Genomic DNA, 20,929 nt, shown 5'->3' on the forward strand with positions numbered 1-20,929 from the left:
CTGGTGACGATCGCGGTGTAGGGAGGGAGACCGGGGTGTTCGACAGCATCGGGTGGGCCGAGATCCTGGTCCTCGGCGTTGCCGGCCTGTTCATCCTTGGCCCGGAACGCCTGCCGACGGCCGCCGCCTGGCTCGGCCGCAACCTGCGCAAGCTGCGCGAGTTCGCCAGCGGCGCCCGCGACCAGCTGCGCAACGAGATGGGCCCGGAGTTCGACGACCTCCGCAAGCCCCTGCAGGACCTGCAGCAGCTCCGCGGCTTCGACCCCAAGCGCGCCGTAGCCCGGCACCTGTTCGACGACGACAACGGCTACACCAACGGCGGCAAGCCCAACGGCTACACCCCGCCGCCCCCGTCCCCCTCGCCGGCCGTCGACCCGCCCGCCCTCTCCGCAGGCGAAAAACCCCCCATCGACCCCGACGCCACCTGAGCACCCGCCCCCACATCGCCGAGTTCCCGGCTCCAGCAACCCAGCCGCCGACTCCGGCCCGGCGAGTCCCCGATCCCAGCCACCGAGTCATCGATTCCAGCCACCGAGTCACCGCGTCATCGAGTTACCGGCTCAGGTCACCGAGTTCCCGGTTGCGGCAACTGAGCCGCCGATTCGGGCCCGGCGAGTCCCCGATCCCAGCCACCGTGTCCCCGATTCCAGTAGCTGAACCGCCGGCTGGGGCAACCGAGTGGCCGATTCCAGTAGCTGAACCGGGGGCCGGGGCAGCCGAGTTGCCGGTGCGGGGCCGGCGAGTACCCGAGTCCAGCCACCGTGTCACCGATTCCAGTAACTGAACCGCCGGCTGGGGCAACCGAGTTGCCGGCGGGGCCGGCGAGTCCCCGTTGTCCAGTTGGCCGAGTTGCCGACCGGGTAACCGAGTTGCTGGCTGGGGCTATCGAGTGGCCGATTCGGGTCGCTGTGTTTCCGTTTCCAGCCGGGCGAGTTCCCGGTGCCGGTTACCGAGTTCCCGGTTCGGTCACCGAGTTGCCGGCTGTGGCAACTGAGCTGCCGATTCGGAACGGGCGAGTCCCCGGGGCCAGTCACCGAGTTGCCGGCTCCGGTTACGGAGTTGTCGGCTGTGGCAAGCGAGTTGCCGCTGCGGGGCCGGCGAGTCCCTTTGTCCAGTGGCCGAGTTGCCGACCGGGGTCACCGAGTTGCCGGCTGGGGCAATCGAGTGGCCGATTCGGGCTCGGCGAGTCCCCGGGGCCAGTCACCGAGTTCCTGGCTGGGGTAACCGCGTTGCTGGGTGGGGTTATCGAGTGGCCGATTCGGGTCGCTGTGTTTCCGTTTCCGGCCGGCGAGTTCCCGGTGCCGGTTACCGAGTTCGTTCTGGGCACCGAACTGCTGGCTCGGCGCCTGCGGCGCCGGGCGCCGCAGGCGCCCGGCGCGGCGCACCGACTCTCAGCGGCCCGCTGGGGTCACCGACAGCATCCGTCCGGCCAGGCCGCGGGCCCGGGTGGACAGCCGCGTGGCGATCTCGCGGAGTACGGCAGCGGCGGGTGCCTCGGGGTCGGTGAGCACCAGCGGTGTGCCGGTGTCGCCGGACTCGCGCAGCCGGGGGTCGAGGGGAATCTGGCCGAGCAGCGGGACCTCGGCGCCCAGCGATCGGGACAGCGACTCGGCCACCGCCGCACCGCCGCCGGAGCCGAACACCTCCATCCGGGTGCCGTCCGGCAGCTCGAGCCAGGACATGTTCTCGATCACACCGGCCAGCCGCTGCCGGGTCTGCAGCGCGATCGCGCCGGCCCGCTCGGCCACCTCGGAGGCCGCCTGCTGGGGCGTGGTGACCACCAGGATCTCGGCGGTGGGCAACATCTGGGCCACCGAGATGGCCACGTCCCCGGTGCCCGGCGGCAGGTCGAGCAGGAGGATGTCCAGGTCGCCCCAGAACACCTCGGCGAGGAACTGCTGCAGCGCGCGGTGCAGCATCGGACCGCGCCACACCACCGGCGTGTTGCCCGGGGTGAACATCCCGATCGACATCACCTTCACGCCGGCCGCCTGCACCGGCATGATCATCTTTTCCTCGATCCGGGTCGGCCGGTCGGTGGTACCGAGCATCCGGGGCACCGAGTGGCCGTAGATGTCGGCGTCCACGATGCCGACGGACAGCCCGCGGGCGGCCATCGCCACCGCCAGGTTCACCGTCACGCTGGACTTGCCGACCCCGCCCTTGCCGGACGCGACGCAGTACACCCGGGTCAGCGAGCCGGGCTCGGAAAACGGGATGCGCGGCTCGGCGGCGTCGCCGCGCAGCGACCGGCGCAGCTCCGCGCGCTGCTCGTCGCTCATCACGTCCAGGTCCACCCGCACCGAGGTCACGCCCGGCACGGCGGCCACCGCGGTGGTCACGTCCTGCGTGATCCGGTCGCGCAGCGGACAGGCCGCGATGGTCAGGTAGACACCGACGCTCACCCCGCCGTCCGGGTGCACCTGGATGTCCTTGACCATGCCGAGGTCGGTGATCGGGCGGTGAATCTCCGGGTCCCGCACCCCGGACAGGGCCGCTCGGACCGCCTCGACGCTGGGAGTCTTGGTGTCGGTCACGCGATCCATGCTACGAGCGCTCGGCCGGCGCCGGATCGCCCGGGCGCGCCGGGGAGGTCATCCCGCGTGACCGCCGTGAGTTACGTAACATCTGATCATGGCGGAGCCAGTCCTCTTCCCGGCGCCCAACCGAACCCAGCTGAACGCGTGGCGGTCCTTCCTCACCGCGCACGCCCGGGTGATGCGCAGCCTGGAGGCGGAGCTGGTGGCCGATCAGAACCTGTCGCTGGTCAGCTACGACGTGCTGGTGCAACTGGCCGAGGCGCCGGGCAGGCGGCTGCGGATGGCCGAGCTGGCCGACCGGGTACTGCTGTCCCGGTCCGGCGTGACCCGCCTGGTCGACCGGCTGGAACGAGCCGGCCTGGTGGCCCGCCAGCGGGTGGTCGCCGATGGCCGGGGCGTGATCGCCGAGCTGACCGAGGCCGGCCTCGAACGGCTGCGCAACGCCGCCCGGGTGCACCTGGCGGGCGTCTCCCAGCACTTCGTCGCCAAGTTCGACCAGGACGAGCTGACCGCCATCGGCCGGCTGTGCGAGCGCCTGGTGGGCGACTGAGCCGGACTCAGCCCTGCCCCCCGTCGTCCCACCGCGGGTCGGCGCGCACCGCGTCGGCCGCCGGTCGGGACCGGCCGCGCGGCTTGCTGACCAGGTCGCCGCGCAGCCGGTCCAGTTCGCTGCGCAGGTAGTCCCGGGTCGCCACCTCGCCGACGGCCAGCCGCAGCGCGGCCAGTTCGCGGGCCAGGAACTCGGTGTCCGCCTTGGTCTGCGCGGCCCGGGACCGATCCTCTTCGAGCGCCACCCGGTCCCGGTCGTCCTGGCGGTTCTGGGCCAGCAGGATCAGCGGCGCGGCGTACGCGGCCTGGGTGGAGAAGGCCAGGTTGAGCAGGATGAACGGATAGGGGTCCCAGCGGTACTGCACCGCGAGCAGGTTGATGGTGATCCACGCGATCACGAGCACGGTCTGCCAGAACAGGAACTTGCCGGTGCCCAGGAACCGGGCGAGCCGCTCGGAGAACCGGGCGAACGCCTCGGGGTCCAGCTCGAAGCGCAGCGCGCGCGGGCGGCGGGGCTGGTCCAGCCGGCGGCGCGGCAGCAGCTCAGGCATCGGCGGTCTCCCCGACCTCGCTGTCCATGGCGTCGCTCTCCCGCCAGTCCTCAGGGAGCAGGTGGTCCAGGATGTCGTCGACGGTGACCGCGCCGAGCAGGTGCTCCTGGTCGTCCAGCACCGGCGCGCAGACCAGGTTGTAGGCGGCGAAGTACTTTGCCACCCGGACCAGCGAGTCGGCCGGGCGCAGGCTGGTCAGCTCGGTGTCCACGGCCGCGGCGACCAGGCTGGACGGCGGCTCGCGGAGCAGGCGCTGGGTGTGCACGCAGCCGAGGTACTTGCCGGTGGGGGTGTCGGTCGGCGGCCGGCAGACGAACACCATGCTGGCCAGCGCCGGGGTGAGATCGGGGTTGCGCACCCGGGCCAGCGCCTCGGCCACCGGCGCGTCCGGGGTGAGCACGATCGGCTCCGGGGTCATCAGCCCGCCTGCGCTGTAGGTCTCGTACTCCAGCAGCCGGCGCACCGGCGCGGACTCCTCCGGTTCCATCAGCGCGAGCAGCCGGTTCTTGTCCATCTCGGACAGTTCGGCGAGCAGGTCGGCCGCGTCGTCGGGATCCATGGCCTCCAGTACATCCGCCGCCCGTTCATCGTCCAAACGCGACAGCACGTCCTTCTGGTCGTCGTCCGGCAGTTCCTGGAGCACGTCGGCGAGCCGCTCGTCGTCGAGTGCCTCGGCCACCTCGTAGCGCCGCTTGGCCGGCAGGTCGTGCAGTGCGGCGGCGACGTCGGTGGCGCGCATCCGGTCGAACAGGGCGAGCAGGTGCACCGCACCCTGTGGTGCGTGGATCAGCTCGGTCATGGCGGGCGTGTCGACCTCGTCCCAGGACAGCACCTTCACCGGGCCGCGCCGGCCGATCCGGCCCACCTTCTCGCGGACCGCCAGCCGGGCCAGCACCCAGTCCCGGGTCCTGGTCGGCTCGATCGCGGCGTCCAGCACGGTGGCGGTCGCCCCGGTCATCCGGATCGTCACCCGGGCGTCGATCAGCTGGCCGATCACCTGCACCTCGTTGGGGCGCGCGGTGAACCGGCGCAGGTTGACCGAGCCGGTGGCCAGCGTGACCGCGTTGGGTTCGATGGCGGTGACCCGCAGCATCGGCACGAAGATCCGCCGCCGGGTGGCCAGCTCGACGACCATGCCGAGCACCCGCGGTGCCGCGTGGTCGATCCGCAGGGCCACCACCAGGTCGCGGATCTTGCCGATCGATTCGCCGTCCGGTCCGAACACCGGCAGGCCGATGAGTTGCGCGACGTACACCTTTGACGTGGTGGCCACGGTGATCAGGCTAGTTGCCGGCACTCGTTCGGACACCCGGGCGGTTGGTCTGCGGGGTGGCGTTGCCGACAACCGTGCCGGCGGCGGGTGGTTCCGGTCCTAGGGTTACCGGTAGGTAGCGGACCGCCGGATGGAGGCAAGATGCGTTCCCCGAAGGACTTCTTCCGCCCACTCGCCGTCGGCGCGCCAGCCCCGGTGCGGGAGATCCCGGTGCGGCCGTCCCGGATGATCCACTTCTTCGACCCGGGCAACCCGAAGATGGTGGCCAAGGTTCCGGACCTGGCGCCTCAGGTCGACGTGCTGTTGGGCAACCTGGAGGACGCCGTCCCGGCCGACCGCAAGGAGGCCGCCCGGGCCGGGCTGGTCACCATCGCGCGGGGCACCGACTTCGGCGACACCCAGCTGTGGACTCGGGTGAACAGCCTGGACTCGCCGTGGGTCCTCGACGACCTGCTGACGCTGGTCACCGAGGTCGGCGACAAGCTCGACGTGATCATGATCCCGAAGGTCGAGGGGCCGGAGGACGTGCACTACGCCGACCGGCTGCTGGCCCAGCTGGAGGCGCGGGCCGGCCTGTCCCGGCCGCTGCTGCTGCACGCGATCCTGGAGACCGCCAGCGGGGTGGCCCGGGTCGAGGAGATCGCCATGGCCAGCCCGCGGATGCAGGGCCTCTCGCTCGGGCCCGCGGACCTGGCGGCCAGCCGGCGGATGAAGACCACCCGGGTCGGCGGCGGGCATCCGGGCTACCTGGTCCGCACCGACCCGGTCTCCGCCGACCTGACCGAGGGGCGGGTCACCTCCCAGCAGGATCCGTGGCACTACACGATCGCCCGCATGGTGGACGCCTGCGCCGCGGCCGGGATCCTGCCGTTCTACGGGCCGTTCGGCGACATCCGCGACACCGTGGCCTGCGAGGACCAGTTCCGCGCCGCCTACCTGCTCGGCTGCGTCGGGGCGTGGAGCCTGCATCCGGCGCAGATCGCCATCGCCCGCAAGGTGTTCTCGCCGGATCCGGCCGATGTGGCCTGGGCCCGCCGGGTGCTCGCGGCGATGGGCGACGGCACCGGCACGCTGATGCTGGACGGCAAGATGCAGGACGACGCCACCGTGAAACAGTGCCGGGTGGTGGCCGAACTGGCCGACGCGCTGGCCGCCCGGGACCCGGAACTGGCGCACGCCTACGAGACCGCGACGAAGGAGGCGCTGGCCGGTGATTGAGCCACTGCCCGAGCCGACCACCCGGCCCCGCCGCTCGGTGCTGTACATGCCCGGGGCCAACGAGCGGGCGCTGGAGAAGGCCAGGACGCTGCCCGCCGACGCGCTGATCCTCGACCTGGAGGACGCGGTGGCGCCGGACGCGAAGGCCGACGCCCGCGAGCGGGTGTGCGCGGCGGTGGCCGCGGGCAGCTACGGCCGTCGTGAGGTGGCCATTCGGGTCAACGGGCTGGACACCCCGTGGCACGCAGACGATTTGCGCGCCGCCGCGGCGGTCGGGCCGGACGCCGTGCTGGTGCCGAAGGTCAACTCGGCCAGCGAGGTGCACGCGATCGAGCGGGCGCTGCGCGCGGCCGGGGCGGGCGAGGACACGGCGATCTGGGCCATGCTGGAAACCCCGGTGGCGATGCTGAACGCCTATGACATCGCCCGGGAGAGTGCCCGGCTGACCGTGCTGGTCATGGGCACCAACGACCTGGCCAACGAACTGCACGCCGAGCACGTGCCCGGCCGGGCGCCGTTGCTCGGCGGCCTGTCGCTGGCGCTGCTCGCGGCCAGGGCGACCGGCAAGGCGATCCTGGACGGCGTCTACAACGACGTGCGCGACCTGGCCGGGTTCGAGGCGGAATGCCGGCAGGGCAGGGAGTTCGGCTTCGACGGCAAGACGCTGATCCACCCGGGGCAGCTCGAGCCGTGCAACCGGATCTTCGCGCCGTCCGAGGCGGAGGTGGCCGGCGCGCGCCGGATCATCGACGCGTTCGACGAGGCGATGCGGGACGGCCGGGGCGTGGTCACCGTGGACGGCCGGATGATCGAGCACCTGCACGTGGCCAACGCCCGCCGGGTGCTCGCGCTCGCCGCCGCCGTCGCGGATCTGTCGGCGTAGCATCGAGGGGTAGCCGCGGGTTGTCGAGTTTCCCGCGCCTGGTTGGGAGTTCGCCATGCTCCTGAGCTGGATCCTGCTTGGTGTCCTGGTTTTCGTCGTCCTCTGGGTGAGCTCCACCGTGCGGGTGGTCAAGCAGTACGAACGCGGGCTGGTGTTCCGGTTCGGCCGGGTGCAGACCCGGGTCCGGGAGCCGGGTCTGCAGTTCCTCCGGCCGGTCTCCGACCGGTTGGAGAAGGTGAACATGCAGATCGTCACGATGCCGGTGCCGGCCCAGGAGGGCATCACCAAGGACAACGTGACGGTCAAGGTCGACGCGGTGGTCTATTTCAAGGTGATCGATCCGACCCTGGCGATCGTCAACGTCGAGGACTACCGGTTCGCGATCGGGCAGGTGGCCCAGACGTCGCTGCGGTCGATCATCGGCAAGAGCGACCTGGACGATCTGCTGTCCAACCGGGAGCAGCTCAACCAGGGGCTGGAGATGATGATCGACAGCCCGGCGCTGGAGTGGGGCGTGCACATCGACCGGGTGGAGATCAAGGACGTCGCGCTGCCGGAGTCGATGAAACGCTCGATGTCCCGGCAGGCCGAGGCCGAGCGCGAGCGGCGGGCCCGGGTGATCTCGGCCGACGGCGAACTGCAGGCCTCGCACAAGCTGGCCGAGGCGGCGGCGACGATGGCGGACACGCCGTCCGCGCTGCAACTGCGGCTGCTGGAGACCGTGGTGCAGGTGGCGGCGGAGAAGAACTCGACGCTGGTGCTGCCGTTCCCGGTGGAGCTGCTGCGGTTCCTTGAGGCGTCGAGCCGGGCGGTGACCGAACGGTCACAATCCGCCAAGGACGTCACGGACGGTTAATAAGGACGTCGCAGCGCGTCAAAGGTTGCCGTGAGATAACGCACAGATCACGGCCCGGGGTTGCCACTTGCCCACCCATTCGGGTGAGGCTGTAGGCCATGGGTAGACACAGCGTCGTCAAGGACCGCCGAACTTCGCGTTTGTTCGGCCGGGGACGCCGCCACGACGACCTTTTCGAGCGCAGTTTCAAGAGCTGCCACGGTTGCGGTGTGGACGTGTACGTACTGGCCGAGGACTGCCGCGAGTGCGGCCACCGGGTGGAGCACCGCGGCCGTTGAGTGGTGCTGCGCACCTTCCTTGCGCGAACGGGCGTTAACCGCGAGATACTGACCGGTAACCCCGTCCCCGAAAAGGGAGCTCCGATGGCCCGCCTTGCCCAGACCGCAGGACTGACCGACGTTCAGCGCGAGATTCTCGCGACGGTCCGCGACTTCGTGGACAAGGAGATCATCCCGCACGCACAGGCCCTCGAGCACGCCGACAGCTATCCGGCGGACATCGTCGACGGAATGAAGGAGATGGGGCTGTTCGGCCTCACCATCCCGGAGTCCTACGGCGGGCTCGGCGAGTCGCTGCTCACCTACGCGCTGGTGGTGGAGCAGATCGCCCGGGGCTGGATGAGCGTGTCCGGTGTGATCAACACACACTTCATCGTCGCGCACATGATCAAGCAGCACGGCACCGACGCGCAGCAGGACCATTTCCTGCCGAAGATGGCCACCGGCGAGATCCGGGGCTCGTTCTCCATGTCCGAACCGGACCTTGGCTCGGACGTGGCCGCGATCAAGACCAGGGCGAAGCGGGACGGCGACTCCTACGTCATCGACGGCGCCAAGATGTGGCTGACCAACGGCGGCAGCTCCAACCTGATCGCGCTGCTGGTGCGCACCGACGAGGGGGCCGACAAGCCGCACCAGAACCTCACCGCGTTCCTGGTGGAGAAGCCGGAGGGGTTCGGCGAGGTGGCGCCCGGCCTGACCATCCCCGGCAAGATCGACAAGATGGGGTACAAGGGCGTCGACACCACCGAGGCGGTGTTCGACGGCTACCGGATCGGTTCGGACAAGATCCTCGGCGAGGCGCCGGGCCGCGGTTTCGCGCAGATGATGGACGGCGTGGAGGTCGGCCGGGTGAACGTGGCCGCGCGGGCGTGCGGCATCTCCATCCGGGCGTTCGAGCTGGCCGTCGAGTACGCCCAGCAGCGCCGCACGTTCGGCAAGCCGATCGCCGAGCACCAGGCCATCGCGTTCAAGCTGGCCGAGATGGCCACCAAGGTCGAGGCCGCGCACCTGATGATGGTCAACGCGGCCCGGCTCAAGGACTCCGGCGAGCGCAACGACGTCGAGGCCGGCATGGCCAAGCTGCTCGCCTCGGAGTACTGCGCCGAGGTGACCCAGGAGGCGTTCCGGATCCACGGCGGTTACGGCTACTCCAAGGAGTACGAGATCGAGCGCCTGATGCGCGAGGCGCCGTTCCTGCTGATCGGCGAGGGCACCAGCGAGATCCAGAAGACCATCATCAGCCGAGGTCTGCTCCGGGAATACCGGTCGCGGGGCTAACCAGGCGTCCCGAATGGGACGATCGTGGCATCATTGCAATGGTGAGCGGTGCGTTTTCCGGCTCGGCGCGAGGCGGCCAGGGCCTACCGAGGGTGCCGACGCCGCCGTCCGGGTGGCCGATCGGCTCCTATGACACGTACGCCGAAGCCCACCGGGCGGTGGAGTACCTGGCCACCAACGATTTCCCGGTGCAGGAAGTGACCATCGTCGGGGTCGACCTGATGCTGGTCGAGCGGGTCATCGGGCGGTTGAGCTGGCCCAAGGTGCTCGCCACGGGTGCGCTGTCCGGTGCCTGGTTCGGCCTGTTCGTCGGGTTGCTGCTCGGGGTGTTCAGCCAGCAGGCCATGTCCTTCGCGCCGATCCTGGTCGGCCTCGTCTCGGGTGTCCTGTTCGGGATGGTGTTCGCCGCGGTCGGCTACGCGACAACCCGGAGCGGCCGGGAGATCGCTTCGGCCAGCCAACTGGTCGCCGGCCGCTACGACGTGCTCGCCCAGCCGCGCAACGCCGAGAAGGCCAGGGATCTGCTGGCCAAGCTCGCCATGCGACCGAGCACCTGAGCTGTCCATACTGGACTGGTGTTCGTCCACAATGTTCGGGCCGAGTCGCATCCGGGCGGTTGAGAGGACTCTCAGTCGCCGGGAACGGACCGCGCGGTGGTTTCGTTGAGGTTCAACGAACCGCTACCTGCGATCTCGGAGCGGCCATGACGTCGAGGGGGACCGGCAGTCGTCCGGTGGTGCCGGCCCGGAGGGTCCTTTGTGGACTTGAGGTGGCCGGATGATCACGCTCGCCATCGTGTTCGCGGTGCTCGGCGCCACCCTGTCCGCGGTCGGCGTTCAGTTCCAGGCCGCAGGCGTGCGGGACGAGTCGCGGGATTCCGGGCTGCAACTGCGCGGGTTGGCCCGACTGGCCCGCAACCCACGCTGGCTGGCCGGGCTCGCCGTGCTCTCGGTGTGCGCGGTGCTGCAGATCCTGGCGCTCGCCCTGGCACCGGTCACCGTGGTGGCGCCGATCGTGGTGCTCGCCCTTCCGGTCAGCGTGGTGATCAACGCGCGGGCCACCGGGATCCGACTGGACGCCGCCGCGCTGTTCGCGGTGGTGGCCAGCACCGGCGGCGTCGCGCTGTTCGTGGTGCTGGTCGCCGGTGCGGCGAAGTCCGTGGAGTTCCCGGACAGTGCGGTGCTGCGGGCCGGTGAGATCGTCGCGGTGGCCGTGCTGGTGCTCGGCGTCGCGGGCGCGCTGCGGCACGGGATCGTGCGGTGCGTGGCGTTCGCCGCGGCCACCGGCTGCGCCTACGGCCTGGTGTCGATCCTGGTTCGCGACGTCACCTTCGGCTTCCAGCAGGGCGGCCTCTCCGCCGTGTCCCCGCTGGCCATGACCGGTCTGGTGCTGGCGTTCGGTGCCGGATCCTGGCTGCTCCAACTGGCCTACTCCAGCGGGCCGCCGGATGTGGTGGTGGGTTGCCAGACCGTGCTGAACCCGCTGGTGGCCACGGCGATCGGGATCGGGCTGCTGGACGAGACCGTGGACGCAGGCGGCTGGCGCGGCCTCGGCCTGGCCGCCGGTGCGCTGGCGGCGATCGCCGGGGTTGCGGTGCTGGCCAGGCATCATCCGGACGCGATGCGCCGGGCCGGCGGGTCGAATTCCGGTGCTACGGCGCGCAGTTCCGCCGAACCCGGTGCGTAATGGTGCGCGGCCGTGCCACGATGCCACGATCAACGGAGCGTGTCCGACAACTGCGATCAGTACTGGGCGAACGTGATGGCAGCGATACCGATCCCCATTTCCGATGCCGGCGGGCCGGAGCCGGTGGTGCCGATGACGCGGAACTGGTCCGACGAGATCCCGAGATCCCGGTTCTCCTCCTGGCGGGTACCGGTCGGTGAACGCCTGACCTGGTTACAGGCCGAGCTGGACAGCCGGGAGGACGACGACCCGCCCGGCGTGGTCGCCGCGATGGAGATCGCGCACCAGTCGACCAGGGTCCGTACCAACCTGGCCACCTGGTACTCCGGCTCGGACATCGAACGCTCCTGGCGCGCGCTGCACCTTGCCGAGACCCGGGTGATCGCCACCAGTCCCGACCTGGTCGGCCGCCTGCCCGCCATCCGGGAACGCGTCCTTGAGGACCTCGACCCCAAGGACCAACGGGTCCGCGCCCTGCTCGCCGTGCGCTCCACCAACATCGGCGACGTGGAACGCGCCGTCATCGCCGAAGCCCTGCGCGGCGCCTACGCCACCTCGGACAACTCGCACAGCGCCGTGCGCAGTCTGCGCAACCGGTTGGTGCTCTTCGGCATCCTCATGCTGCTGCTCAACGTCGTCCTCGGCGTGCTCAGCTCCGTCTTCCCCACGCTGCTTCCGTTGTGTGTCAAGGGCTTCTGCGCCACCGGCGGCAGCACCCCGACCGGCGGCGACATCTGGCTCATCCAGCTGCTCGGCGCTCTCGGCGGCGCCGTCGCCGTGGTGATCCTGCTGCTGCGGACCCGTCCCTCGGTCGTGGCCTACACCCTCACCCCGTACCAGGCCGCGATCAAGATCATGCTCGGCGCGGTGCTCGCCGTGGTCGGCGTCCTCATCACCGCCACCGGCCTGTTCCAGGACGTCATCGCCAACCGGCCCGCCCTCCTGGTCGCCGCCCTCGTTCTCGGCTACGCCCAACAGGTCGGCACCCGGTTCCTGGACACCTACGCCGACAACGTCGTCGGCAAGGCCCAACCCAAAGCCGGCGAGAGCAACTAGTGCCGGATCCACGGATCGTTGCGACGAGCACTCGCCGTCGCCGACGACCTTTGCCACGATCCACGCGTACGGACCAATTCCGGGTGTCGATGCCGTTACCCTCAGAGCATGCCTGCGCGCAATGACCGGTACGTCACCGGCGACACCAACTGGGAGACCTACGACCTGGAACAGCTGGTCGCGATGGTGACCCAGCAGGTCGACCTGCGTGGCCTGATGGGCCTGGCCGACGACTGGCGCTGGACCGGCAACGGGTTGGTCGACGCCGCGCACGAGTTGGGTGCCGCGCTGGACGGGCTGATGGAGTTCTGGTCCGGCGCCTCGGCCCGGCAGGCCCGCACCGACGTGGCGCTCAACGCCCAGTGGCTGGCCGACCTCGGCGCCACCGCCTACGAGATCGGCAGCCCGGTCGAGGAGGCCGCGGGCGCGTTGAAGGCGGCCCAGGACCAGATGCCGGTGGTGCCGGACGTCGACCCGTCGATCGCGCCCGGCTCCGCGCCGGACGGCGCCGCGGTGGGCCAGTTGGCCGGCGGGCCGCTCGGCGCCGCGATCGGCGCCACCGCCGCCGGCACGCAGAGCGCGGCCGAGGCGGCGCTGGCGGAGGCGGACCTGAAGCGGCAGGCGGTCGAGGCCATGCGCCGGTTCGAGACCGCGGCCATCGGCATCGACGCGGCCATCCCGCAGTTCGAGGGTCCGGACAACGTGCTGCGCCCGCCGTCGGAGCCGCCCCGCCGAGGGCGCGGGGAGCCGCCGGTGACGATCATCGTGGACCCGGGCCCCGGGCGGGACTGGGACGACCTGACCGGCCGGGACGACTCCGGCACCGGCGCGGCCCGGCACGAGGGCGGCTCCGGTGGGCGCGGTCTCGACCGCGGCATCACGGTCGGCGCCGGCGGCGGGTCGGTCGGCGGGCTCGGCCCGACCTTCGCGCCGGGCGGCGGATTCGGCATCGGCGGTGGCGGCGCCGGCGTTGGTGGTCGTGGGGCCGGCGGCTCGCCCGGCACCGGCGCGGTGCCCACCCCGGAGCGGCTCGCCGGTACGGTGCCGGCCATGAGCGCGGGCGCACTGGCCGATCCGGACGGGCGGCACGGCCCGGCCGGCGGGACCCCGATGGCCCCGATGGGCGGGGCCGCCGGGGCCGGTGGCACGGCGGGCGACCACCGCAGGCGGTTCCCGGTCGACGCGGACGATCCGTTCGGGCTGGAGAAGAAGGCTTCGCCACCGGTGATCGGGCTCTGAGTGGAACACGAAGGAATGACGGTCATGGAGAACGAGACGCCGGACATCGGAACGCTGCGGGGTCAGCTGGCCGCCGAGGCGGTCAACACACCGCCGGCACCGCCGCCGATGCCGACCGCGAGCAAGCCGATGGCCGACCGGTCGACCGCCGCCGCGGTCGAGCCGGAGCCGTCCGGCGGCTGGTCGATCGACCCGTACTCGATGCGCGCGTTCGTCCGCTCGATCGACCAGGTCCGGGAGTGGCTGCGGGTGGTGGGCGAGCGGGTCGAGGGAATGCAGTCGGACGAGTACACGCCGAAGCTCGGGACCAGCCCGGTGGCCACCCAGTTGGAGCGCAAGTTCGCCGACCGGCTGGACGCCGCCCTTGACAACCCGCAGCGCCCGACCACTGGCGGCCTGCGCCCGATGCTGAGCGAGGCCATGCGCCGGATGGAGGCGTTCGTCGCCACCGCGGAGGCCGCCCTGCGCGACTACCGCGAGCAGGACCAGGAGGCCGCGAACCGGATCGACCGGGCCGGCCAGGCGGGTTGATCGCACGACAATGACGCTGGGAGACGGGTTCGACGCGTCGCTGGACGTCGTCGAGATGGACCTGCTGTGCACATTCGCCGGCGTGCCGGCGCCGTTCCCGCTGCGGGTGCCGTCGGTGGGCGCCGACGGCACCGAGCGCCGGGCGCTGTTCGGCGCCGCCCGGGACCGGCTGACCGCCCGCGGTCTGGCCGACCATCGGGGGCCGTGCGGGGTCGCCGAGGAGTTCGTGCGCCTGCTGCGGTCCAGCCGGGCATCCCTCGATCTGCTGCTCACCATGGGGGTGGACCGGCTGGGCGCGGTGCTGCTCGGGGTGAACGGCGCCGCGCTGCTCGCGGTGACCGAGCCGGACGCCGACGAGCTGTTCACCGGGCTGGTCGCGCTGCCCATCGACGACGCCGTGGACGAGCTGCTGCGGTTGCTACCCGAGCTGGACGCGGCCATGACCACCCCGTTCACCCTGCCGCGGCGCGCGGTCGGCCAGGTGTACGCCGTGCTGATGGACCGGGCCAGGAGTCGCCGGGGCTGGCTCGAGGCGCACGAGTTGGACGAGCTGCTCGGCGCGCACGGGATCGACGAGCGGCTGGCCCGCCGGATGAGCACCGCCCTGCAGCCGGTACTCGGCAACGGCCAGGCCGGACTGTCCGAACGGCGCGGTTACGCCGGGGCCTGGCGGCGGGTCGGGGCCGAGCTGCGCTGGCTGGACACCGAGCACGGCCGCTACAAGCTCGGCGGCGATGCGGAATGGACAAGTGTGAACCCGTTGTTCGCCAACGAGTTGTATGCCTCGATCCGCCATTTGGCGGCAGTGATCGGCTAGGTTCGCAACCTGTTCAACCGATTCGGTGCCCGCTGTCGGTCCGATCCGATAACGTAACGGTCGGAAGCGACGATTTGTCACCGAGTGGGGTCACCACATGGCCATCTTTGACTTAGGCGCGGTGTTCGCGAGTCTGCGGCAGACGGCGGCCAACGCACAAGCCGAAGCCGAGCGTGAACGGCGCGAGCGGCGCCAGTACAACGACCGCTGGGTCACCGGCGGCGTGCACTGGGACGGGTACGGGCTCGAGACACTGATCAAGATGGTGGCCGAACGGGCCAGCCCCAACCAGCTCGACGCGCTGGCCGGCGAATGGCGCCGGCACGGTAGCTCGGTCACCCAGGCCTCGGCGGACCTGCAGCGCTCGCTGAACACCCTGATGCAGTTCTGGTCCGGTTCGAGTGCGGTCGAGGCCAACCAGATCGTGACCAACAACGCGGTCTGGATGGGCGAGCTCGGCGACACCGCGGCGCAGATGGCCGACCCGATCCAGGACGCGGGCGGGGCGCTGCGGTCGGCGCAGAGCACCATGCCCGGCAAGCCGAATGATGCCTGGTACATGGGCGCCGGCGGCGGCGCGCTGGCCGGCTTCGCGGTCGCCGGTCCGATCGGCGCGGCGTTCGGCGCCGCCATCGGCGGCATCGCCAGCGCGTTCGGTTTCGGCAGCAGCAAGAAGAAGCTCAAGCGCAAGGCCGTGCAGACGATGCAGCGCTACGAGACCGCGCTGCTCGGCATCGACGGGACCACCCCGCAGTTCGGTCTGCCGTCCAACGGCACCAACCCCGGTCCCGGCCAGGGCGCCAACCCCGGGCCCGGCGTCGGCACGCCGGGGACCGGTCCGACCCCGCCCGGCGGCACGGGTCCGGACCTGCGTCCCGGTGTCGGCGGGCCGGGGATCGGCACGATTCCCTCGTTCACCGATGGTCCCGAGCCGCGCTGGCGCGGGCTGACCCCGCCGCCACCGTTCGGCGGTATGAACCCGATTCCCGGCGGCGGTGGCCTGCCGGGCACCGGCCTCGGCGGTTTTCCCGGCGGGTTCCTGCCCCCGGGCCGGGGCGTCGGAACGCCCGGATCCCGCGGTCCCGGGCTGGGCGCGGTGCCGCCCGGCCGCAGCGGCACATCCGGTGGCCGGGGTGGCGTCGGCCGCGGCGGGGTGCCGGGTGGCATCGGTGCCGGTGGACGCGGCGGCACGACCGGCCGGGGCGGTGCCGCCGGTCGCGGTGGCGTCGGCGGGGTCGGCGCGGGTGGCCGGGGTACCGGTGGCACCCGCGCGGCGGGTGCCGGCCGGGCGGGTCTGGCCGGTCGTGGCGGGCTGCCCGGTGGCGGCATGGGTGCCGGGGCCGGTGCGGGTCGCGGTGGCGCGGGCAAGGACCGGGAGCACAAGCGGCGCCCCGGTCTCGAGGTGGACGGCACCGATCTGGTCGGTGGCCCGGACAGCTACGGCCCCGGCGGGTTGGGTGCGCGCGGCGGAACGACCGCCTCGGGTGCCGGCCGGGCCGGTATGGCCGGTCGTGGTGGCATGCCGGCCGGCGGTATGGGTGCCGGTGCGGGTCGCGGTGGCGCGGGCAAGGACCGTGAGCACAAGCGCCGTCCCGGCCTCGATGTGGACGGCAGCTCGGACCTGATGGGCGGCATGGAGAGCTACGGCCCGGGCGGTGGGCCCGGCGGCCGCGGCGGGATCGGCGCCGACGCCGAGCGCGGCGGTGCGCGCGGCCGGTTCGGTCGCGGCGGTGCGCTCGACCCGCACGGGTCGGGCTACGGCGCGCCCGGGGCCGCCGGTGCGCGGGACGAAGAGGACGACGAGCACGTGCGCAAGTTCCCGGTCGAGGAGGATCCCTTCTCGTCCTCGGACCTGAAGGCCGCGCCGCCGGTCATCGGCCTGTAGACGCGAGGAGGAAAGACAGATGTACCTCGAGGAGCAGAGCGCCGGTGGCGCGATGGCCCCGGGCAGCGGTTGGCAGGTCGATGCCGATCAGGTGCGTGCCTTCGCGGCCGCGGTCGCGCAGGTCCGGGCCAACCTCGACGCGGTGTCCACCGAGGTGACCGACATGGGCGACCCGAGCCTCGCCCCGATGCTCGGCACCAGCCCGGTCGGCCAGGAGCTGTCCGAGAAGTTCACCGACCGGCTTGGCGGCACGGGCGGGCTGCGCGGGCAGCTCGAGGTGGCCCTGAAGAACATGGAGGAGTTCGTCGCCAGCGCCGAGCGCACGGTGGCGGCCTACGAGCAGACCGACGCCGACGGCGCCGGCAACTACCGGTACAGCTGATCGATGGCGACAGGGGTGGACCGGGGGCACGCGCTGCATCCGGTCGAGGTCGAGCTGCTGTGCACGTTCGCCGAGGTGGCCGCGCCGTTCCCGCTGGAGGTGCCGTCCTCCGGGGTGACCGACGTGGAGCGCCTGGTGATGTACGGCGGCGCGCGGGAGCTGATGACCGAGCGGGGCCTTGCCGACGAGGCGGGCCCGCTCGGCGTCGCCGATGACTTCGTCTACCTGCTGCGCAACGCCACCGGTGTACTGGACCTGGTGCTCGCCGAAGAACGCGCCACGTTCGGCGCGGTGGTGCTGAGCTACCGGGACGAGGCGCTGCTGGTCACCCAGGACATGACCGACCCGGAGCGGACGATCATGATGATCCCCGGGTCCCTCGACGACCTCGTCGAGGAGCTGATCCACCTCATCCCCGCGACGGACGCCGCCAACAGCGCCCCGTTCAGCCTGCCTCGCGCGGCGATCGAGAACGCCTACAACGAAATGCGCCAGCGGATCCCCGAACCCGCCAACCCGTCGTCCGATCTGGACACCACGGTGGAGATCCGCCGCCCACCACAATGCATGCAGACCGATGAGATCGACGACCTGCTCAGCGCGCACGGCATCGACGAGCGCACGGTCCGCCGGATGGTCTCGCACCTGCAACCCGTGCGCGGCAACGGCCAGGCCGGCCTCGCCAAACGCGACAACACCGAGGACCAGTGGCACCGCCACGGCGAAGAACTCCGCTGGCTCGACACCCAACGCGGCCGCTTTCGGCTGGCCGAAGACGGCGACTGGATGAGCGTCAACCCCCTCCCCACCGACGACCTCCGCTCCGCCCTCCGCCGCCTGGCCGCCACCATCCGCTAATAACCCGCCTCTCCGGAATGACCCCCCTGCCACGCCCGGCAACCCGGCTGCCCGAGGCGGGATCGGGTGCAAGAAGTCCCGGCCCCCCAACCAACGCAACCTCAGGGGCACCGTGACGGCACCCAGCCACACTCAACCCGCGAACCGCACCACCGGCTGGAACGCAACAACAGCAGTAAAACCCGGAGAGGCGGACGGTCAGGCGCTGGTGATTCGGCGGAGGTTGGTGGGGTCGTCCTCGCGGCGGTTGCGGCGGACGGTGTGGACGACGAAGACGGTGAGGACGAGGGCGCCGACGCCGCCGAGGGAACCGATGAGGGCGACGGTGACCGGGGTCCAGTCCTTGGGGTCGGCGGGGGGCATGTCGAACGTGATGTTGGTGGGTTGGTCCGGGTTGATGCCCTGTTCGCTGGGGACCATGGCGGTGAGGGCGGCGATCGGGTTGATCATGCCGTAGCCGACCAGGTTGTCCCGGCCCCCGGCGGCGGCGGGGTGCGATGAGGTGGCCTTGATGCGGTCCATGACCTGGCGGGCGGTCAGGTTCGGGAAGCGTTCGCGGATCAGGGCGGCCATGCCGGCGACGTAGGGGGCGGCGAAGCTGGTGCCCTGGATCTCCGAGGGTTGGCCGTCCTTGGTCAGCAGGCGGTTGGCGAGACCGGAGTTGTTGCCGGGGTCGAGGGAGGTGATCTCGGTGCCGGGGGCGCCGACGGTGACCCAGGGACCCTGGACGGAGAACTGGGCCGGGTCACCGCGACGGTCGATGGCGGCGACCGAGACGACATAGTCCGCGAACCACGGCGGGGTGACGATCGTGGTGGGACGGTTGGCGTCCGGACCGTTCTGCTGGTTGCAGTCGTTCTCCTTGAGGTTGCCGGCGGAGGCGACCACAACGACGTCCCGATCCTCGACCGCGAACCGCAACGCGGACTGAACCGCGACCTCGGCCGACGTGATCGGCCCGGCCGGCCGGCAGTTGTCCACCGACATGTTGATCACGCCCTTGGGCACCTGGTTCGCCGCGCGCACGATCGCCTGGGCGAGGGTGAGCAGGTTGCCGGCGGCCCGGGTCTGGGCGTTCGGATCGGTGGGGTCCTTGCCCTCGTAGTTGGCGCTGGACTGGCGGATGCTGACGATGCCCGCGTCCGGCGCGATGCCCTTGAACCCGATGTTGCTGTTCGCCGGCGGGTTCGCCGCGATGATCCCGGCGACCTCGGTGCCGTGCCCGTCGCAGTCCTCGAGGCCGTTCTTGTCGGCCACGTAGTCACCGCCGCCGGCGAGCCGGTCGCCGAGGAAGTCGTGCCGGTTCACCCCGGTGTCGATCACCGCGACCTTCTGCCCCTTGCCGGTGGCGAACCGGTGCAGCTCGTCGAACCGCAGCTGGGTCTGCCCCCACGGCTTGTTGGGCAGCACCACGCCCTCGTTGAGCGACTTCACACACAGCGTCTTCTGCTCGTACGGCAGGTCGGGCCGGCCGGTGTCGTTCGGCACCGGGGTGCCGGCGGGCAGCGGGGGCGGCTTGGCGAAGCCGTCCTCGCGGCCCGGTTGCGCCGAGGCGACCGCCGGGGTGAGGGCGAGCAGGCCGGCCGCGACCGCCGCGGCGAGCCGGTGGATCGTCGACGGTGTCCGCATGAGCTACAGACCCAGGTCCAGGTGCCGCAACGTGCTGTACAGCCCCATCACGGCCAGCGCAAGCGGCAGCACCACCGCGATGCAGATCGCCTCGATGATCTCCACGGTGCGCCGCAGCGGAGGCGAGAAGCGCTGTTCCGGGAAGATCACCCCGAGCACCAGCGACGCGGCCGCGATCAGGATCAGCGCGCCGAACACCCACAGCAGCCGGTCGGCCGGGTCGGACCCGATCAGCCAGCCGACCACGATGCCGGCCGCGGCGAACATCCCGGTGGCCAGCAGCGCGATCGCCTGGCTGCCGTTGGCGTACGTGCGGGCCCGCAGCAGCAGCACCAGCGTGGCGATGATGGCCAGGCTGACCCCCCACACGTCGCGCGCGCCGGCCGTGATGATCGCGCCGATCGCGGTGACCACGCCGCAGCCGACGATCATGCCGGTGAGGTACTCGTGGGCGAGCCCGGCCCGCTTCTCGATCGAGCGGTAGTCCGGGAACCCGGTGTCCTCCTTGAGATCCTCGGCGCTGCCGGGCACGTTGGGCAGCGGCAGCCGGGCCAGTTGGATGGTCAGCCGGGGCAGTAGGGACAGGGCGGCCAGCGCCACCGCGACGGTGCCGGCGGCGATGCCCGGCGCCGGGTGCGCGACCAGGGTGGCCACGGTGAACGCGATCACACCGAGCGCGGCCGCGCTGCCGGCGGCGACGAACGTGGTGACCCCGGAACCGATCAGCATGATCGAGGCGGCGGCCATGATCAGCACCAGCGCGCAGGCCAGCAGCAGGCTGGCCCGGCCGGTCTCCCCGGGAACGATGTAGAGCCCGCTGACGAACGCCATCGGCAGCCCGCCGGCCGCGGCGATCAGCACGCCGGCGGTCTCGGCCTGGTACGCCCGGGCGATCACGGCGCCGAGCGCGACCGCGAACACGGCGGTGGCGCCGGCCGCGATCGCGGCGCCGATCCGGTCGCCGCCGCCGATCGGCCCGGTGAGCAGCACGGTGACGGCGGCGGTGAGCAGCGCCAGCGTGGCGCCGATATAGCCGATCCGGTTGGCGGTCTGCTTGGTCCACGGCCGGTAGCTGTCCGGTGACGACTCGGCGATGGCGTCCACCACGTCGTCGAACAGCGGCGGCGGCGGGGTCTCCGAGCGGCGGCGCAGCTGCAGCATCTCGCCGTCGACCACGCTGAGCGAGGCCAGCGTCCGGCTGGGGTCGAGGGTGCCCTCGCCGAGCTTGGCCAGGCACCAGCCGCCGTGCCGGGCGCCGCCGTCCGGGGTGGCCTCCTTGGCCATCTCCAGCAACATCGGCAGCAGATCGGCAACGGCGACGTCGGCCGGCAGCGCCACGTCGATGCGCGTTCTCGGGGCCACCACCGTCACCCGGCTGAACACGGTCGTACCGGTCGCCACCGCAAGTCCCCTATCA

The 20,929-nt window shown here is 71.6% G+C and carries 20 protein-coding genes; 15 read left to right on the forward strand and 5 right to left on the reverse strand.

Features of this window, described 5'->3' with window-relative positions; translation table 11 throughout:
• Window positions 1–35 precede the first annotated feature (35 nt).
• Window positions 36–428, forward strand: a complete 393-nt coding sequence (tatB, locus tag VFV67_RS15860) for a Sec-independent protein translocase protein TatB (protein WP_326470789.1) — start codon at window positions 36–38, stop codon at window positions 426–428.
• 963 nt (window positions 429–1,391) lie between these two features.
• Here the strand turns inward: tatB and VFV67_RS15865 are convergent.
• Window positions 1,392–2,546: an Mrp/NBP35 family ATP-binding protein gene (locus VFV67_RS15865; protein ID WP_326470790.1), complete on the reverse strand. Its 1,155-nt coding sequence runs from the start codon at window positions 2,544–2,546 to the stop codon at window positions 1,392–1,394.
• Window positions 2,547–2,634: 88 nt separating this feature from the next.
• Here VFV67_RS15865 and VFV67_RS15870 point away from each other — a divergent pair, with 88 nt between their 5' ends.
• On the forward strand, window positions 2,635–3,090 hold the full coding sequence (locus VFV67_RS15870; RefSeq protein ID WP_326470791.1) for a MarR family winged helix-turn-helix transcriptional regulator: 456 nt from the start codon (window positions 2,635–2,637) through the stop codon (window positions 3,088–3,090).
• A 7-nt stretch (window positions 3,091–3,097) separates the two neighbouring features.
• On the opposite strand, the gene VFV67_RS15875 is transcribed toward VFV67_RS15870, so the two are convergent.
• Window positions 3,098–3,640 (reverse strand): DUF1003 domain-containing protein, encoded by a 543-nt coding sequence (locus VFV67_RS15875; protein ID WP_326470793.1) that lies wholly within the window; start codon window positions 3,638–3,640, stop codon window positions 3,098–3,100.
• Window positions 3,633–4,913 (reverse strand): magnesium transporter MgtE N-terminal domain-containing protein, encoded by a 1,281-nt coding sequence (locus VFV67_RS15880; protein ID WP_326470795.1) that lies wholly within the window; start codon window positions 4,911–4,913, stop codon window positions 3,633–3,635. The genes VFV67_RS15875 and VFV67_RS15880 overlap by 8 nt, the downstream gene beginning before the upstream one ends.
• A gap of 141 nt (window positions 4,914–5,054) precedes the next feature.
• On the opposite strand from VFV67_RS15880, the gene VFV67_RS15885 reads away from it, so the two are divergent.
• The 13 genes from VFV67_RS15885 to VFV67_RS15945 all read left to right on the forward strand — a co-directional run bounded on the left by VFV67_RS15885 (window position 5,055) and on the right by VFV67_RS15945 (window position 17,883).
• Window positions 5,055–6,131, forward strand: a complete 1,077-nt coding sequence (locus VFV67_RS15885; RefSeq protein WP_326470797.1) for a CoA ester lyase — start codon at window positions 5,055–5,057, stop codon at window positions 6,129–6,131.
• Entirely contained in the window at window positions 6,124–7,014 is an 891-nt protein-coding gene (locus VFV67_RS15890) for a CoA ester lyase (protein WP_326470799.1), read from the forward strand. Before VFV67_RS15885 ends, VFV67_RS15890 begins: the two co-directional genes overlap by 8 nt.
• Before the next feature lie 55 nt (window positions 7,015–7,069).
• Entirely contained in the window at window positions 7,070–7,870 is an 801-nt protein-coding gene (locus VFV67_RS15895; protein WP_326470800.1) for a slipin family protein, read from the forward strand.
• Window positions 7,871–8,232: 362 nt separating this feature from the next.
• Window positions 8,233–9,429 carry an acyl-CoA dehydrogenase family protein gene (locus VFV67_RS15900; RefSeq protein ID WP_326470802.1) on the forward strand — a complete coding sequence of 399 codons (1,197 nt, stop codon included), beginning with the start codon at window positions 8,233–8,235 and terminating at the stop codon, window positions 9,427–9,429.
• 38 nt (window positions 9,430–9,467) lie between these two features.
• A complete protein-coding gene (locus VFV67_RS15905; RefSeq protein WP_326470803.1) occupies window positions 9,468–9,986 on the forward strand; it encodes a general stress protein in 519 nt (172 codons plus the stop codon).
• A 220-nt stretch (window positions 9,987–10,206) separates the two neighbouring features.
• Window positions 10,207–11,115 (forward strand): hypothetical protein, encoded by a 909-nt coding sequence (locus VFV67_RS15910; RefSeq protein ID WP_326470805.1) that lies wholly within the window; start codon window positions 10,207–10,209, stop codon window positions 11,113–11,115.
• Window positions 11,116–11,247: 132 nt separating this feature from the next.
• Window positions 11,248–12,171, forward strand: coding sequence for a hypothetical protein (locus VFV67_RS15915; RefSeq protein ID WP_326470807.1), 924 nt, complete (start codon window positions 11,248–11,250; stop codon window positions 12,169–12,171).
• Between the two features lie 108 nt (window positions 12,172–12,279).
• The gene (locus VFV67_RS15920; RefSeq protein WP_326470809.1) at window positions 12,280–13,410 is read left to right on the forward strand and encodes a hypothetical protein; all 1,131 of its coding nucleotides are present in this window, start codon (window positions 12,280–12,282) and stop codon (window positions 13,408–13,410) included.
• A 24-nt stretch (window positions 13,411–13,434) separates the two neighbouring features.
• On the forward strand, window positions 13,435–13,941 hold the full coding sequence (locus VFV67_RS15925) for a hypothetical protein (protein WP_326470810.1): 507 nt from the start codon (window positions 13,435–13,437) through the stop codon (window positions 13,939–13,941).
• 10 nt (window positions 13,942–13,951) lie between these two features.
• A complete protein-coding gene (locus tag VFV67_RS15930; RefSeq protein WP_326470811.1) occupies window positions 13,952–14,758 on the forward strand; it encodes an ESX secretion-associated protein EspG in 807 nt (268 codons plus the stop codon).
• Between the two features lie 97 nt (window positions 14,759–14,855).
• Window positions 14,856–16,643 (forward strand): WXG100 family type VII secretion target, encoded by a 1,788-nt coding sequence (locus VFV67_RS15935; RefSeq protein ID WP_326470812.1) that lies wholly within the window; start codon window positions 14,856–14,858, stop codon window positions 16,641–16,643.
• A 19-nt stretch (window positions 16,644–16,662) separates the two neighbouring features.
• Window positions 16,663–17,025, forward strand: coding sequence for a hypothetical protein (locus VFV67_RS15940; protein WP_326470814.1), 363 nt, complete (start codon window positions 16,663–16,665; stop codon window positions 17,023–17,025).
• A gap of 3 nt (window positions 17,026–17,028) precedes the next feature.
• A complete protein-coding gene (locus VFV67_RS15945; protein ID WP_326470816.1) occupies window positions 17,029–17,883 on the forward strand; it encodes an ESX secretion-associated protein EspG in 855 nt (284 codons plus the stop codon).
• Between the two features lie 198 nt (window positions 17,884–18,081).
• Here the strand turns inward: VFV67_RS15945 and mycP are convergent, their stop codons facing one another.
• Both mycP and eccD read right to left on the reverse strand, forming a co-directional pair.
• Window positions 18,082–19,512 carry a type VII secretion-associated serine protease mycosin gene (mycP, locus tag VFV67_RS15950; RefSeq protein WP_326470817.1) on the reverse strand — a complete coding sequence of 477 codons (1,431 nt, stop codon included), beginning with the start codon at window positions 19,510–19,512 and terminating at the stop codon, window positions 18,082–18,084.
• Window positions 19,513–19,515: 3 nt separating this feature from the next.
• Window positions 19,516–20,913, reverse strand: coding sequence for a type VII secretion integral membrane protein EccD (gene eccD / locus VFV67_RS15955; RefSeq protein ID WP_326470819.1), 1,398 nt, complete (start codon window positions 20,911–20,913; stop codon window positions 19,516–19,518).
• Window positions 20,914–20,929: the final 16 nt, after the last annotated feature.

This window comes from Actinophytocola sp. (genome assembly GCF_035762905.1).
Classification (GTDB): domain Bacteria; phylum Actinomycetota; class Actinomycetes; order Mycobacteriales; family Pseudonocardiaceae; genus DASYTH01.

Bases quoted from the DNA above. Each gene is read 5' to 3' on its own strand.
- VFV67_RS15865 (WP_326470790.1), bottom strand. From the start codon at position 2,546: ATGGATCGCGTGACCGACACCAAGACTCCCAGCGTCGAGGCGGTCCGA.
- VFV67_RS15870 (WP_326470791.1), top strand. From the start codon at position 2,635: ATGGCGGAGCCAGTCCTCTTCCCGGCGCCCAACCGAACCCAGCTGAAC.
- VFV67_RS15875 (WP_326470793.1), bottom strand. From the start codon at position 3,640: ATGCCTGAGCTGCTGCCGCGCCGCCGGCTGGACCAGCCCCGCCGCCCG.
- VFV67_RS15885 (WP_326470797.1), top strand. From the start codon at position 5,055: ATGCGTTCCCCGAAGGACTTCTTCCGCCCACTCGCCGTCGGCGCGCCA.
- VFV67_RS15895 (WP_326470800.1), top strand. From the start codon at position 7,070: ATGCTCCTGAGCTGGATCCTGCTTGGTGTCCTGGTTTTCGTCGTCCTC.
- VFV67_RS15900 (WP_326470802.1), top strand. From the start codon at position 8,233: ATGGCCCGCCTTGCCCAGACCGCAGGACTGACCGACGTTCAGCGCGAG.
- VFV67_RS15905 (WP_326470803.1), top strand. From the start codon at position 9,468: ATGGTGAGCGGTGCGTTTTCCGGCTCGGCGCGAGGCGGCCAGGGCCTA.
- VFV67_RS15910 (WP_326470805.1), top strand. From the start codon at position 10,207: ATGATCACGCTCGCCATCGTGTTCGCGGTGCTCGGCGCCACCCTGTCC.
- VFV67_RS15915 (WP_326470807.1), top strand. From the start codon at position 11,248: ATGACGCGGAACTGGTCCGACGAGATCCCGAGATCCCGGTTCTCCTCC.
- VFV67_RS15920 (WP_326470809.1), top strand. From the start codon at position 12,280: ATGCCTGCGCGCAATGACCGGTACGTCACCGGCGACACCAACTGGGAG.
- VFV67_RS15925 (WP_326470810.1), top strand. From the start codon at position 13,435: ATGGAGAACGAGACGCCGGACATCGGAACGCTGCGGGGTCAGCTGGCC.
- VFV67_RS15930 (WP_326470811.1), top strand. From the start codon at position 13,952: ATGACGCTGGGAGACGGGTTCGACGCGTCGCTGGACGTCGTCGAGATG.
- VFV67_RS15935 (WP_326470812.1), top strand. From the start codon at position 14,856: ATGGCCATCTTTGACTTAGGCGCGGTGTTCGCGAGTCTGCGGCAGACG.
- VFV67_RS15940 (WP_326470814.1), top strand. From the start codon at position 16,663: ATGTACCTCGAGGAGCAGAGCGCCGGTGGCGCGATGGCCCCGGGCAGC.
- VFV67_RS15945 (WP_326470816.1), top strand. From the start codon at position 17,029: ATGGCGACAGGGGTGGACCGGGGGCACGCGCTGCATCCGGTCGAGGTC.
- mycP (WP_326470817.1), bottom strand. From the start codon at position 19,512: ATGCGGACACCGTCGACGATCCACCGGCTCGCCGCGGCGGTCGCGGCC.